Annotated in this window: 11 protein-coding genes; 9 read left to right on the top strand and 2 right to left on the bottom strand. The window is 72.7% G+C overall.

The features are described from left to right. Positions 1-122: 122 nt before the first annotated feature. Together Asi03nite_RS30430 and Asi03nite_RS30425 are read left to right on the top strand one after the other, a co-directional pair. Positions 123-1,952: a cobyrinic acid a,c-diamide synthase CobB gene (locus tag Asi03nite_RS30430; RefSeq protein ID WP_239103041.1), complete on the top strand. Its 1,830-nt coding sequence runs from the start codon at positions 123-125 to the stop codon at positions 1,950-1,952. 346 nt (positions 1,953-2,298) lie between these two features. Next, the gene (locus Asi03nite_RS30425; RefSeq protein WP_203683939.1) at positions 2,299-2,952 is read left to right on the top strand and encodes a TIGR03086 family metal-binding protein; all 654 of its coding nucleotides are present in this window, start codon (positions 2,299-2,301) and stop codon (positions 2,950-2,952) included. A gap of 153 nt (positions 2,953-3,105) precedes the next feature. Here the strand turns inward: Asi03nite_RS30425 and Asi03nite_RS30420 are convergent, their stop codons facing one another. After that, positions 3,106-5,247, bottom strand: coding sequence for a transglycosylase domain-containing protein (locus Asi03nite_RS30420; RefSeq protein ID WP_203683938.1), 2,142 nt, complete (start codon positions 5,245-5,247; stop codon positions 3,106-3,108). Positions 5,248-5,339: 92 nt separating this feature from the next. On the opposite strand from Asi03nite_RS30420, the gene cobC reads away from it, so the two are divergent. The 3 genes from cobC to cobA are packed head-to-tail and all read left to right on the top strand — an operon-like array spanning position 5,340 to position 8,693. Then, positions 5,340-6,398, top strand: a complete 1,059-nt coding sequence (cobC, locus tag Asi03nite_RS30415) for an Rv2231c family histidinol phosphate aminotransferase CobC (protein WP_203683937.1) — start codon at positions 5,340-5,342, stop codon at positions 6,396-6,398. Between the two features lie 37 nt (positions 6,399-6,435). Further along, on the top strand, positions 6,436-7,488 hold the full coding sequence (cobT, locus tag Asi03nite_RS30410) for a nicotinate-nucleotide--dimethylbenzimidazole phosphoribosyltransferase (RefSeq protein ID WP_203683936.1): 1,053 nt from the start codon (positions 6,436-6,438) through the stop codon (positions 7,486-7,488). After that, entirely contained in the window at positions 7,485-8,693 is a 1,209-nt protein-coding gene (gene cobA, locus Asi03nite_RS30405) for a uroporphyrinogen-III C-methyltransferase (protein ID WP_203683935.1), read from the top strand. Before cobT ends, cobA begins: the two co-directional genes overlap by 4 nt. A 63-nt stretch (positions 8,694-8,756) precedes the next feature. Here the strand turns inward: cobA and Asi03nite_RS30400 are convergent, their stop codons facing one another. Continuing rightward, the gene (locus tag Asi03nite_RS30400; protein ID WP_203683934.1) at positions 8,757-10,154 is read right to left on the bottom strand and encodes an alpha,alpha-trehalose-phosphate synthase (UDP-forming); all 1,398 of its coding nucleotides are present in this window, start codon (positions 10,152-10,154) and stop codon (positions 8,757-8,759) included. A gap of 114 nt (positions 10,155-10,268) precedes the next feature. Here Asi03nite_RS30400 and Asi03nite_RS30395 point away from each other — a divergent pair, with 114 nt between their 5' ends. The 4 genes from Asi03nite_RS30395 (at position 10,269) to Asi03nite_RS30380 (ending at position 13,721) form a co-directional block, all read left to right on the top strand. Then, positions 10,269-10,805 (top strand): hypothetical protein, encoded by a 537-nt coding sequence (locus Asi03nite_RS30395; protein ID WP_239103040.1) that lies wholly within the window; start codon positions 10,269-10,271, stop codon positions 10,803-10,805. Positions 10,806-10,901: 96 nt separating this feature from the next. Then, a complete protein-coding gene (gene ettA, locus Asi03nite_RS30390) occupies positions 10,902-12,578 on the top strand; it encodes an energy-dependent translational throttle protein EttA (RefSeq protein WP_203683932.1) in 1,677 nt (558 codons plus the stop codon). After that, the gene (locus Asi03nite_RS30385; RefSeq protein WP_239103039.1) at positions 12,571-13,044 is read left to right on the top strand and encodes an acyl-CoA thioesterase; all 474 of its coding nucleotides are present in this window, start codon (positions 12,571-12,573) and stop codon (positions 13,042-13,044) included. The genes ettA and Asi03nite_RS30385 overlap by 8 nt, the downstream gene beginning before the upstream one ends. Next, positions 13,041-13,721, top strand: coding sequence for a DUF8185 domain-containing protein (locus Asi03nite_RS30380; protein ID WP_203683931.1), 681 nt, complete (start codon positions 13,041-13,043; stop codon positions 13,719-13,721). The genes Asi03nite_RS30385 and Asi03nite_RS30380 overlap by 4 nt, the downstream gene beginning before the upstream one ends. Positions 13,722-13,838: the final 117 nt, after the last annotated feature.

Below are 13,838 nucleotides of genomic sequence, written 5' to 3'. Positions count from 1 at the left end.
GGCTGGGCGGCAGCCTCCGCCGCAGCCGGGTACTGTGCGAACTCCGGCGGCCAATAGCACGTGACCGCTGGTCCGCGAAACCACCGGGGGAGAAATTGATCACCGCCCAGCCTCGTCTGGTCGTGAGTGCGCCGGCATCCGGCCACGGCAAGACCGCGATAGCCGTCGGTCTGCTGGCCGCCATGGCGGCCCGTGGCATCCCGACGGCGGGTTTCAAGGTCGGCCCCGATCACACCGACGCGGCGTACCTCGGGCTGGCCTCCGGCCGTCCGGGCCGCAACCTGGACCCCCGCCTGGTCGGCGCGCAACGCATCGCGCCACTGTTCGGCCACGGCGCGTCCGGCGCGCAGCTCTCCGTGATCGAGGGCGCGATGGGCCTGTTCGACAGCCTCACCGGCCAGCCGGAGGTCGACGGCACCGCCGCGGTCGCCGCGGCCCTGCGCGCCCCGGTCGCGCTGGTGGTGGACGTGGCCGCGATGGGTCACTCGCTCGCCGCGCTGGTGCACGGCTTCCGGATGTTCGACGAGATGGTGCACCTGGGCGGCGTGATCCTGAACCGGGTGGCCTCGCCCCGCCACGAGCAGATGCTGCGCAGCGCCCTGGACGACATCGGCATGCCGGTGCTCGGCGCGCTGCGTCGCGGCGACCTGCCCAACGTGCTGCCGTCCCGCACGCACGGCCTGGTCCCGGTCGCGCACCGGAGCGTCGAGGCGGCCCGCGCAGTGCGTCGGCTGGGCGAGGCGGTCGCGCGGTCGCTCGACTTGGACCGCCTGATGGCGCTGGCCAACTCGGCGCCGTCGCTGCCCGGCCCGCTGTGGACGCCGGCCGAGGCGGCCGGCGACCCGGCCGAGACGCGCCCGCTGGTCGCGCTCGCCGGTGGCCCGGGGGCGCCCTACACCTACGTGGAGACCGCTGAGCTGCTGACCGCCGCCGGCGCCGAGGTGGTCGTCGTGGATCCGCTGCGCGACGAGTCGCTGCCACCCGGCACACGGGCCCTGGTCGTGGGTTCCGGACTGCCCGAGGGGTACGCGGAGGAGCTCTCCGCCAACCGCCGCCTCTGTGCCGACGTGGCGCGATTCGCCCGGGACGGCTGGCCCGTGGTGGCCGAGGGGGTGGCGCTGCCCTGGCTGGGCCGGGAGCTGGACGGCCGGCCGATGTGCGGGGTGCTGGACATCACCGGCAGCACGGGGGAGCAGACCGTGGCCGGCTACCGCGAGGCGACCGCGCCCGGCACGTCGGTGCTGGCCCCGGCCGGCGCCCGGATCACCGGCTACAAGCAGCACCGGGCGGTGGTGACGCCGCGGGCCGGCGCCGCCCCGGCCTGGACCTGGTCGGGTGGCAACCCGGAGGGGTTCGTCTGGCGGCAGGTGCACGCGTCGCAGCTCGGGTTGCACTGGGCGGCCGCGCCGGAGATCGCGAAGCGCCTGGTCGCGGCCGCGATCGCCGGTCCGGCCAAGCCGTCCGGGCCGGCTGGGCAGATGCCCGGCCCGCAGATGCCTACGCCGCAGGTGTCGGGTCCGGTTCCGCAGCTGGCCGGTCCCGCGCCGCAGCTGGCCGGTCCCGCGCCGCAGCTGGCCGGTCCCGCGCCGCAGCTGGGTGGGCCTGGCCAGCCGATGCCGATGTCCGGGCCGCGTCCCCGGCCGGTCCAGGACTCGATCTCGGGACCGCTGCCGGGCGGGCCGGCGCCCTCGGGCCCGCCGTCCGACCCGGCCCCGACGACCGGCCCGGTGCCCGGGATGTTCCCGCCCGAGGGCCCGGGCGGGATGTCCCCGCCGCCCGGCCCGGCCTTCGGCATGCCACCGGCGGACGCTGCCGGGCCCGGCATGTCTCCCGGCCACGGCCCGCTCCCGCAGCGACCGGGCGGGGCCATGCCCAACGGTGGCCCGATCCACGGAACGCCCGACACCGGCCCGGACGCCCGCCCGCCGTCCGACGTCCCGATCTCCTCCTGAGGCGCCACGTGACCGATTCCAACCATCGGTCCCGGCAACACTGGGCAGCCGGTCGGAGAGCGGGCGGCTGACCGATTCCGGCCGTCCGCACGGGTAGTCGGGCCGGCGTCCGGCCGGCGCGTCGACCAGCAGGCCCCCGTAACGCGGCGCACTGATCGCGGTCGGCCGGACGGTGGCGGCGGCCACCCGCGGAGCCGCTCCCGCCCGCCCGGCCCGCTTCGCGCAGACTCCGGCGACCACACCCGCCGGAAGCGGCCCGGCGTGCCAATACGACGCCCGCCGGTCCGGAAGCCGTCGTGCCGGCCTCGTACCGTGAGGGGGCACCGCGAACCGAAGGAGGACGATCGTGGCCGCTCGCCTGCCGCTGGATCTGGACCCGCCGGTTCGTCAGCTCAGAGCACTGCTGCTCGGGGTCGGCGACCGCGAGCTGACCGCTCCCACGCCATGCCCGGGCTGGTCCGTCGCGACCCTTCTCGATCACCTGATCAGCCTGGCGGAGGCGTTCACCCAGGCCGCCCGCAAGGGCGCCGACGCGTCCGGCGACGGCCCGCCGGCGCCGCCGTCGGCGGGGCACCTGCCGCCGCACTGGCGCAGCCGCCTGCCGGTGCTGCTGGAGGAGCTGGCCACCGCGTGGCAGGAGCCGGCGGCCTGGCGGGGCGCGGCCCGGGCCGGCGGCGTCACCATGCCGGCCCGTGAGCTGGGCGCGGTCGCCGCCAACGAACTGGTCATGCACGGGTGGGATCTGGCCCGGGCCACCGGTCAGGACTTCGCCGCCGACCCGCGGGTGCTGGCCACGCTGATCGACTTCCTCGCCGCCGGCCCGCCCGGGGGCACGCCGGGTTTCCTCGGTCCCCGTGTCCGGCTGGATCCGGAGGAGGACACCGACCTGGCCCGGGCCCTGTCCCTGGCCGGCCGCGACCCGCGCTGGCGACCACCGCGCCGTGACGTCCCCCCGGCCCAGCGGCACCGCGAGCAGCCACCCGCGGCCCGCCCCGCGTGACGCCCGCGCCGCGGCGGGGAGCGGGCAGGCGGGCGAGCGCCGCGGAGTGCGCGGGGCGGCCGCTGCACGCGGGGCCCGCGAAGGCGGCTGCGGAAGGGGCACCTGGGCGTGCCGGTGGTCGCGCGCGGCCCCGGAGCCGCGCCAAAACGGCGACTACCAGGTGAGTTTGTCGGAGGGTGGGGTGAACTTGAGCTTGGGCTGACCCTTGAGCGCGTCCCGCAACGTCTGCGCCACCGTGTACTTCGAGATCGTCGACCGCCCCTTGCCCACGTTGTGTTCCGGATTGTCCGGGTCGGCGACGAAGGCCGACGCCGCCAGTTGCGGGGTGTAGCCGCTGAACCAGGCCGTCTTGTTCTTGTCCGTGGTGCCGCTCTTGCCGGCGACCGGGCGCCTCATCGTGCCGTACACCATCTCGGAGGTCCCCCGGCCACCGCAGCTGCCGCGAGCCGAGCCGTAACCGGTCGGGCAGCGGGCCGCGTCGGTCGCCGCCCGGGCGACGTCCTGGCTGAAGACCCGATGGCAGCGCGGCGCCGCGACGGGCCTGCCCTGGTACGTCGCTTCCTTGCCGTTGGGGCCCCGGATGGACAGCACCGGCAGCGGCTCGCAGTAGTTGCCCTCCGCGGCCACCGTGGCGAACACGTTGGCGATCTCCACGGGCGTGGCGTCGCTGACCCCGAGGGTGAACGCGCCCCACCCGGACGCGTGTTCCGGAGTGGCGAGTTTCCGGTCGACAGCGGTACGCCACCTCAGACCGAGCTTCTCCGCCATGGCCACCGCCTTCTCCGCGCCGACCCGCTGTTCGAGCTGGACGAAGTAGGTGTTCACGGACTTGCCGAAGCCGCTCCACATGGTCTGGTTGCCGGTCATCGACTTGCTGGAGTTCTTCGGGCACCACTTCGTCCCGCAGGTGGCCGGCCCGGGCGCGGTGATGTACTTCGAGACGAAGCGTTCGGGGGCGTAGAACGACGTGGAGAGCGGCAGCCCCGCCTGCAGAGCGGCCAGCAGCGTGAAGATCTTGAAGGTGGAGCCGGCCTGGTACCCGGCCATGGCGCCGCCGCCGAGCAGCGGGTTCACCGTGTTCGGGTAGTTGCCGCGCACGTCGCGCTGGGACCTGTCGCTGTGCCTGCCGTTGTTGTCCTGCTGCAACGAGTACCGCCGGTTCACGGCCATGCTCACGATCCGGCCGGTGCCGGGCTGGATCACCACCTGGCCGTGCGCGAAGGGGCTGTTGCGGCTCTCCTTGTCGAGCACGTGGCTCATCGCGTACCCCTGAATCCTGGGGTCGATGGAGGTGACCACCCGGTAGCCGCCGCGGCGCAGCTTCTCCTCACGGTCCTGGACGGTCCGGCCGAAGGCCGGTTGCTCCTTCCACCAGTTCTTGAAGTAGTCGCAGAAGAAGCCCCAGTCGTTGTGCCGGCCGGAGACCGAGACGCAGTCGTTCGGCGGGGTGCTCAGGCGCAGCTTGATCCGGGCGCTCTTGGCGCTGGTGGCCTGCGCCGCGGTGATCGAGCCGATCTTCAGCATCTGGTCGATCACGTAGTTGCGCCGCTGCAGCGCGGCCTCCTGGTCCCTGATCGCCGGGTCGTACGCCGACGGCGCTTTGACCAGCCCGGCGAGCAGCGCCGCCTCGTTCAGGGTCAGGTCCCGCGCCGGCTTGGAGAAGAACACCTCGGAGGCCGCGTAGATCCCGTACGCCCGGTGGCCGAAGTACGCCGCGTTCAGATACCGCTGCAGGATCTCCTGCTTGCTGAGCCGCTGTTCCACCTCGACGGCGAGCCGCATCTCCCGCAGTTTGCGCGTGGTGGTCTGCTCGGTGGCCTCCAGGGCCTGCTTCGGCGTCCTCGCGCTGTCCCGCAGGGCCATCCGCACGTACTGCATGGTCAGCGTCGACGCGCCCTGGGACACCCCGCCGGCCTGCTGGTTGGCGACGAAGGCGCGGGCCACCCCCTTCACGTCGACGCCGTGGTGCTCGTAGAAGCGGGTGTCCTCGGACGCCACGATGGCCTGGGCGATGTACGGCGACATGTCCTTGAGCGGGACCTGCCGCCGGTACTCCTCGTAGAACATGGTCAGCGGCGTCCTGCCGTCGTTGGCGTAGACGTAGGTGGTCTGCGCCGCGGGCGTCTCGGTGAGCCGCTCCGGCATGTCCTCCAGGGCGTCGCTGCCGGCTTTGATGCCCATCCCGGCCAGTGCCGTGAACGGATAGGCCAGCCCGGCGATCACCAGGCCCGCGATGAGCCCGGCGCGGATCAGGAGGGCGACTCGTCCGGCTGCGGTGGGGCGGCGGTCAGTCACCCCCTGAAGTTATGACAGAAGCCCTCATGTTCCTCACGAACGCCAGAAGTGAGACATTTCCGCGACAGTCCGGGCTGCGGCATGCTGTGCGCATGACGTTCGATCTTGATCATCACGGCGACGCCGAGGTCGGGGCGGGCCTGATCGATCTCGCGGTCAACGTCCGGCACCAGGAGATGCCGGCCTGGCTGGCCGACCCGATCCGGGAGTCGCTGGGCCGGCTCGCCGCGTACCCGGACGCCACCGCGGCCACCGCCGCGGTCGCCGCGCGGCATCGCCGGGACCCGGCCGAGGTGCTGCTCACGGCCGGCGCCGCGCAGGCGTTCGTGCTGCTCGCGCAGGCGCTGCGCGGGGCGCGCCGGCCGGTCGTGGTGCATCCGCAGTTCACCGAGCCGGAGGCGGCGCTGCGCAACGCCGGCCACCGGGTGGACCGGGTGCTGCTGCGCGCGGAGGACGGCTTCCGGCTCGACCCGGGGCTGGTGCCGGACGACGCCGACCTGGTCTTCGTCGGCAACCCCACGAACCCGACGTCGGTGCTGCACCCGGCCGTGGACGTGGCGAAGCTGGCCCGCCCGGGACGGGTGCTGGTGGTGGACGAGGCGTTCGCGGACACCACGTACCGGGCCGGCTGCCCCGGCGAGCCGGAGTCCCTGGCCCAGCGCCGGGACCTGCCCGGCCTGGTCGTGCTGCGCAGCCTGACCAAGACCTGGGGCCTGGCCGGCCTGCGGGTCGGCTACCTGCTGGGCCCGGCCGGCCTGCTGCCGCGGCTGGCCGCGGCGCAGCCACTCTGGGCGGTCTCCACGCCGGCACTCGCGGCGGCGGCCGCATGCGCGTCGCCGGCGGCGGTCGCCGCCGAACGCGAGATCGCGGCGGCGGTCGCCGCCGACCGCGCCCACCTGCTGGAACAGTTGCGACACGTGCCGAGTGTCACGGTTGCCGGCGACCCGGCCTCCACCTTTGTCGCGGTACGTCTGCGCGGCGCCGACCAGGTGCGCGCTGAACTGCGAAAACGTGGGTACGCGGTGCGTCGTGGCGACACTTTCCCGGGCCTGGGCCCCGACTGGCTCCGGATAGCGGTGCGCGACACTGCCACCACGGACCGGTTCGCGCAGACTCTGCGAGAAGTGATCCGCGACCGCATCGACGAGTGATACGAGAGCGCACCGACAAAGTGATCGAGGAGCGACCGTGACCCTGGAGACCACCCTGGCGGCCATCCGCCCGGCCGACGGGCAGGCCATGGCCGCCGCCCGCGAGCTGCAGTCCCGGCTCACCAAGCCGGCCGGCTCGCTGGGCCGCCTGGAGGAGCTGTCGGTGCGGCTGGCCGGCCTGGCCGGGACCTGCCCGCCGCCGCTGCCGGAGCCGGCCACGATCGTGGTCTTCGCCGGCGACCACGGCGTGCACGCGCAGGGCGTCTCGCCGTGGCCGCAGGAGGTCACCGCGCAGATGGTGGCGAACTTCGTGGCCGGTGGCGCGGTGGTGAACGCGTTCGCCAGGCAGGCCGGCGCGGACGTGATGGTGATCGACGCCGGGGTGGCGATCCCGCTGCACGGCGGGCCGAACCTGCTGGACGCGAACATCCGCCGGGGCACCCGGGACATGACCGTGGAGCCGGCGCTGACCCGCGAGGAGGCGCTGGCCGCCGTCGAGCTCGGGATCGCGGTCGCCGGGCAACTGGTCGAGGCCGGCGCGAAGTGCCTGCTCACCGGTGACATGGGGATCGCCAACACGACGCCGGCCGCGGCGCTGATCGCGGTCTTCACCGGTTCCGCCCCGGCCGCCGTGACCGGCCGCGGCACGGGCATCGACGACGCGACGCTGGCGCGCAAGACCGAGGTGATCGCCGCGGCGCTGGCCCGGCACACGCCGGTGGCGGCCGACCCGCTCGGCGTGCTGGCCACGGTCGGCGGGCTGGAGCACGCCGCGCTGACCGGTCTCGTTCTGGGCGCCGCGGCGCACCGGGTGCCGGTGATCGTGGACGGCGTGATCGCCGCCTCGGCCGCGCTGGCCGCCGCCGCGTTCGCCCCGGACGCGGTGGCCGCGATGGTCGCCGGGCACCGCTCGGCCGAGCCGGGCGCCACCGTGGCGCTCGCCCACCTGGGCCTGGAACCGCTGCTCGACCTCGGGATGCGTCTGGGCGAGGGCAGCGGCGCGGCGCTGGCGCTGCCGGTCGTCACGGCCGCGGTCCGGGTGCTGCACGAGGTGTCCACGTTCGACAGCGCGGGGGTGTCCGAGAAATGAGCCTCTATCCGATGGCGTTGCGCCTGCAGGGGCGCCGGGTGCTGGTGGTCGGCGGCGGCTCGGTGGCGACCCGCCGGGTGCCGGGGCTGATCGCGGCCGGGGCGCGTGTCGACATCGTCGCGCCCGAGCTGACGCCGGCGCTGCGGGCGCACGTCGACGCCGGTCGGGCCACCTGGACGCCGCGGCGCTTCGCGCCGGGCGATGTCGAGGGCGCCTGGCTGGTCCATGTCGCGGTCGACGATCCGGAGTCGGCGGCCCAGGTCAGCGCCGCCGCCGAGGATCAGCGAGTCTTCTGTGTACGGGCGGACGACCGGGACGCCGCCACCGCGTGGACGCCCGCGGTCACCCGGCACGGGCAGGTGACCGTCGCGGTGACCGACGGTGGCGACCGCCGGCGCGCCATGGCGGTCCGTGACCTGGTCGCGCACGCGCTGGAGGCGACGCCGCCGGCCGCGCCCGAGCTCAAGGGCGTCGCGCTGGTCGGCGCCGGCCCCGGCGACCCCGAGTTGATCACCGTGAAAGGCCGCCGGCTGCTGGGCGCCGCCGACGTGGTGGTCGCCGACCGGCTGGTCCCCGGCATGCTCCTCGGCGAGTTGCGGCCGGAGGTCGAGCTGATCGACGCCGCGAAGATCCCGTACGGGCCGTCCGCCGCCCAGGAGGAGATCAACCGGGTCCTGGTGGACCGGGCGCTGCAGGGCAAGTTCGTGGTCCGACTCAAGGGCGGCGACAACTTCGTCTTCGGCCGCGGTGGTGAGGAGGCCCTGGCCTGTGCGCAGGCAGGCGTCCCGGTGCTGGTGGTGCCCGGCGTGACCAGCTCGATCGCGGCGCCCGCGCTGGCCGGCGTCCCGGTCACGCACCGCGGGGTGGCGCACGAGTTCACGGTGGTCTCCGGGCACATCCCGCCGGATCACCCGGACTCGCTGGTGGACTGGGCCGCGCTGGCCCGGCTGCGCGGCACGCTGGTCGTGCTGATGGGGTTGAAGAACCTGCCGGGGATCGCGGAGCGCCTGGTCGCCGAGGGCCGGGACGCGGACACCCCGGTCGCGGTGATCCAGGAAGGGTCGACGGCGCACCAGCGCTCGCTGCGCAGCACGCTCGGCGCGGTGGCCGGCGAGGTCACGGCCGCCGGGATCCGGCCGCCGGCGGTGGTGGTGATCGGCGACGTCGTCGCGGTCACCGCGGCGTTCCGCCCGGCCGCCGGCTGACCGGCGTACCCAGGCTTCCCGGCGCCGGACCCGAAGCGGCCCGGCGCCGGGAAGCGTGGTTCGTCACTCCTGCTCGTCGGCCCCGAGCTCGTCGAGGAACGTGCGGGCCCACCTGGCGACGTCGTGGGTGCGCAGGTGGCGCTGCATCACCCGCATCCGGCGCTTGAGCTCGGCCGGCTCCGAGCCGACCGCCCGCAGCAGCGCGTCCTTCACGCCGTCCGGGTCGTGCGGGTTGCACAGGAAGGCCTGGCGCAGCTCCGTGGCGGCGCCGGCGAACTCGCTGAGCACCAGCGCGCCCCCGGTGTCGCCGCGGCAGGCGATGTACTCCTTGGCGACCAGGTTCATCCCGTCCCGCAGCGGGGTCACCATCATGACGTCGGCCGCCACGTACATCGCTGCCAGTTCCTGCTTGCTGTACGACTGGTGCAGGTAGTGCACGGCGGGCACGCCCACCTTGCCGAACTCGCCGTTGATCCGGCCGACCTCGCGCTCGACCTTGACCCGCAGCGTCTGGTAGTGCTCGACCCGCTCCCGGCTGGGCGTCGCGACCTGCACCATCACCGCCTCGCCGACGTTGAGCTTGCCGTCGGCCAGCAGCTCACGGAACGCCTTGAGACGCAGCTCGATACCCTTGGTGTAGTCCAGCCGGTCGACGCCGAGGATCACCGTCTCGGGATCGCCCAGCTCGGCCCGGATCTGCTTGGCCCGGGCCTGCACCGCGGGGTCGGCGGCCAGGCGTTCCATGTCCTTGGTGTCGATGCTGATCGGGAACGCGCCGGCCTTCACCTTGCGCCCGTCCACCTGGATGGACTGGCCCTCGTAGCGCAGGCCGAGCAGGTGCCGGGCCAGCCGTACGAAGTTCTGCGCGGCCAGCCGCTGCTGGAAGCCGACCAGGTCGGCGCCGAGCAGGCCGCGCAGGATCTCGGCCCGGAACGGCATCTGCATGAACAGCTCGATCGGCGGGAACGGGATGTGCAGGAAGAACCCGATCCGCAGGTCGGGACGCATGTCCCGGAGCATCGCGGGCACCAACTGGAGCTGGTAGTCCTGCACCCAGACGGTGGCGCCCTCGGCCGCCACGTCGGCCGCCGCCTCGGCGAACCGTTGATTCACCGCGCGGTACGAGTCGCGCCAGCGGCGTTTGTAGACCGGGGTTTCCACCGCATCGTGATAAAGCGGCCAGATCGTCGCATTCGACTGGCCCTCGTAATAGCGTTCGAGTTCGTCGGCGCTCAATGGCACCGCGTGGATGTGAATGCCTTCGAGATCGAATGGTTCAGGGGCTGGGCCGTCCCCGCCGGCCCAGCCGATCCAGGTGCCGCGGTGCTCGGTGAGCACCGGATGCAGGGCCGTGACCAGGCCACCTGGGCTGGGCCGCCACTGCCGCTCCCCGCTCGGCAGAGTGACCTCGTCAACGGGTAGACGGTTGGCGACGACGACGAAGGAACTTCGTTGGGCCACGCTGAGTACACCTCCGGGTGGTTTCTGTTCCCAAGCCGAGCCTACTGTGCGTAGCCAGCCCGGGTCGTACCCACTCTGGTCATATGGTTTTGACCGGGATGCCATCCTGTGCCGGTGGCCCCCCTCGATGATCATTCCCAGCCGCGCCGCCTGATCTTCTTTCCTGTGGTGATCGCCACGGTGCTGCTCACGATCATCGGCATGATCGGGGGGTACCTGCTGAGCGAGCGCCGCGGCCGGAAGCCGGTGACCACGGGCCCCGGATCGCCCTCGGCCTGGGCCTCGCCGGCGCCGATCCTGCTGGCCACCGACGGCCCGTGCCCGAAGCAGAGCCAGGAAATGGGAGGCGGCGCGGGAGCGTTGGGAACACTGTCCCAGGTCCTGCGGATCACCACCGACCGCAAGTCGGTCGTGTGGATCTGCCAGGACGAGGCGGGGAAGCTCTTCTACCACGCCAACAAGGGTGGCCAGGACGCGCCGTGGGAGGAGGGACGGACCGCGCTCTTCCTCCCGGACGTGGAGCGTCTGCCGGACGGCAGCTTCCGGGCCGTCGCCACCTGGGACAGGACGGTCTTCACGGTGAGCGGTGAGCGCGTGGTGATCCGCCGGTCCAGCGGCGCCGAGGAAGTGCGGAAGGTGGTTCCGGACTGACCGGCCGGGGTTGGCGTTCACGGCGGCCGTGGGACCTGGAAAGATTGTCCTTTGATTCGGCACCGGAAATCGACGACCTCGGAGGTAGGGCACACCGTGGCCCAGTACATCTACGTCCTGGAAAAGGCGCGCAAGGCGCACGGCGACAAGGTCGTGCTCGACAACGTGACGCTGAGCTTCCTGCCGGGCGCCAAGATCGGTGTCGTCGGCCCGAACGGCGCCGGTAAGTCCAGCCTGCTCAAGATCATGGCGGGACTCGACAGGACGAGCAACGGCGAGGCCCGGCTGATGCCCGGCTACACCGTCGGCATGCTCGCCCAGGAGCCGCCGCTGAACGACGCGAAGACCGTCCTCGGCAACATCGAGGAGGCGGTCGCGGAGACCAAGGCCAAGCTGGAGCGGTTCAACAAGATCGCCGAGCAGATGGCCACGGACTACTCCGACGAGTTGATGGAGGAGATGGGCAAGCTCCAGGAGGAGCTGGACCACGCCGACGCGTGGGACGTCGACTCGCAGCTGGAGCTGGCGATGGACGCGCTGCGCTGCCCGCCGCCGGACGCCGACGTCAGCCAGCTCTCCGGTGGCGAGCGCCGTCGGGTCGCGCTCTGCAAGCTGCTGCTCGAGGCCCCCGACCTGCTGCTGCTCGACGAGCCCACCAACCACCTGGACGCGGAGAGCGTGCACTGGCTGGAGCAGCATCTCGCGAAGTACGCCGGCACCGTCCTGGCGATCACCCACGACCGGTACTTCCTGGACAACGTGGCCGGCTGGATTCTCGAGCTGGACCGCGGCCGGGCGATCGGCTACGAGGGCAACTACTCGACGTATCTGGAGAAGAAAGCGCAGCGCCTCGCGGTCGAGGGCCGCAAGGACGCCAAGCTCAAGAAGCGCCTCACCGAGGAGCTCGAGTGGGTCCGCTCGAACGCCAAGGCGCGACAGACCAAGAGCAAGTCCCGCCTGGACCGCTACGAGGAGATGGCCGCCGAGGCGGAGAAGACCCGCAAGCTGGACTTCGAGGAGATCCAGATCCCGCCGGGCCCGCGTCTGGGCAACACCGTCATCGAGGTCAGCGACCTGGTCAAGGGCTTCGACGGGCGGACGCTGATCGACCACCTGTCGTTCTCGCTGCCGCGCAACGGCATCGTCGGCATCATCGGCCCGAACGGCGTCGGCAAGACCACGCTGTTCAAGACGATCGTCGGGCTGGAGCAGCCGGACGAGGGCGACGTGCGGATCGGTGAGACCGTCAAGCTGTCGTACGTCGACCAGAGCCGCGCCGGCCTCGACCCGTCCAAGACCGTGTGGGAGGTCGTCTCCGACGGGCTCGACCACATCATGGTCGGCAAGGTCGAGATGCCGTCCCGGGCGTACATCGCGGCGTTCGGCTTCAAGGGCCCGGACCAGCAGAAGCCAACGAAGGTGCTCTCCGGCGGCGAGCGCAACCGGCTCAACCTGGCGATGACGCTGAAGATCGGCGGCAACGTGATCCTGCTCGACGAGCCGACGAACGACCTGGACGTGGAGACCCTGAGCAGCCTGGAGAACGCGCTGCTCGAGTTCCCCGGCTGCGCCGTGGTGATCTCCCACGACCGGATGTTCCTGGACCGGGTGGCCACCCACATGCTCGCGTGGGAGGGCACCGAGGAGGACCCGGACAAGTGGTTCTGGTTCGAGGGCAACTTCGAGGCGTACGAGAAGAACAAGATCGACCGGCTCGGCGCGGAGGCCGCCCGACCGCACCGGGTGACCTACCGCAAGCTCACCCGTGACTGAGCGGTTCGTCTACGACGTGCCCGTGCGCTGGTCCGACATGGACGCGTACGGGCACGTCAACAACGCGCGCTTCCTCACCCTCTACGAGGAGGCGCGGGTGGCGATGTTCTTCGTCGGGGCCCGCAAGCACGGGCTCGGGTCCTTCGAGGAGGGCATCGTCATCGCCCGCCACGAGATCGACTACCTGCGGCCGGTGGACTTCGGCGAGCCGGTGCGGGTGGAGATGTGGATCTCCGAGCTGCGGGCGGCGGCGTTCACCGTCTCCTACGAGCTGTTCGACGACGGGGTGCTGGCCAGCCGGGCGAAGTCGGTGTGTGTGCCGTACCACCTGGTCGCCGGGCATCCCCGGCGGCTGACGCCGGAGGAGAGGGAGTTCCTGATGCCGTACGTCGGCAGCGGGTCACCCGAGCCCGGCGCCGCCGGGGACGGGACGGTCGGATCCGGCTCCGCCGGGGGCCGGTCATGACTGGGCACGGCCTGCTCGGGGTTCCCGACGCGGGCGCGTTCCTGGCCCGCCTGACCCGGCTGGATCCGGGAGCGCCGGTCCGGCTCCGGTCGGCCGGCGGCCGAACCGCCCTCTGGGCGCATCTCCCCTGGGACGTGCTGGTCACCCGCGAGGTGGCCGGCCCCGGTCCGGGCGACGCCACGGTGTCCGCCGCCGAGCTGCTGGCGGTGCTCGCGACCGGCGGCGAGCGCCTGCCGGAGCGCCGGGACACCCGGTGGCGCTGGGCGCTGCCGCCGGCGCTCAGCACGGCTGTCGAATCGATTTCCGGTACGGAGCTGGTCCGGCTCGCCGCGGCCGCCGCCGGAACCCTCCGCGAGGTCACCGCGGGCGGTCTCGCCGGACGCGCGGTCGGGCAGCGGGCGGTCCGCGACGCGCTTCTCGATCACGTCGCGCTGGTCGTCACTCCGGCCAGCGGCGGCCCGGTCGAGGTCTCCCAGCGACTCGTTCAGGCGGTCGCCCGGATGGGTTTCCTGGGTCCGCGGACCACTGTTCCGGGTTCGGACGACGCCGAGCCGGTGGTGGCTCGGGTGCGCACAGCGGGCACCTGGGTGGGAATTTCGGCACCATATGGAGTCGCGTGGCGACAGAGCGCCCACAAATTGACCGTTATGCCGATGGTGAATCACCCGTTCGGGTGAGGCCACCTCGTCCTTCCGGTCCCGCCCTCCCGTTGGGGGGATGACCTTTAGGAAACGGTTGGGTACCGTCGGCCCTCGGATCTACTGCAACGTCCGGCAGCGGGTTCGATGGGGAGC

Source organism: Actinoplanes siamensis, assembly GCF_016862395.1.
Taxonomy (GTDB): Bacteria; Actinomycetota; Actinomycetes; order Mycobacteriales; family Micromonosporaceae; genus Actinoplanes; species Actinoplanes siamensis.
The sequence above is the reverse complement of the archived record's forward strand: the minus strand, read 5'-3'. Positions and strand labels throughout refer to the sequence as shown.

Bases quoted from the DNA above. Each gene is read 5' to 3' on its own strand.
- cobC (WP_203683937.1), top strand. From the start codon at position 5,340: ATGACGTTCGATCTTGATCATCACGGCGACGCCGAGGTCGGGGCGGGC.
- cobA (WP_203683935.1), top strand. From the start codon at position 7,485: ATGAGCCTCTATCCGATGGCGTTGCGCCTGCAGGGGCGCCGGGTGCTG.
- Asi03nite_RS30380 (WP_203683931.1), top strand. From the start codon at position 13,041: ATGACTGGGCACGGCCTGCTCGGGGTTCCCGACGCGGGCGCGTTCCTG.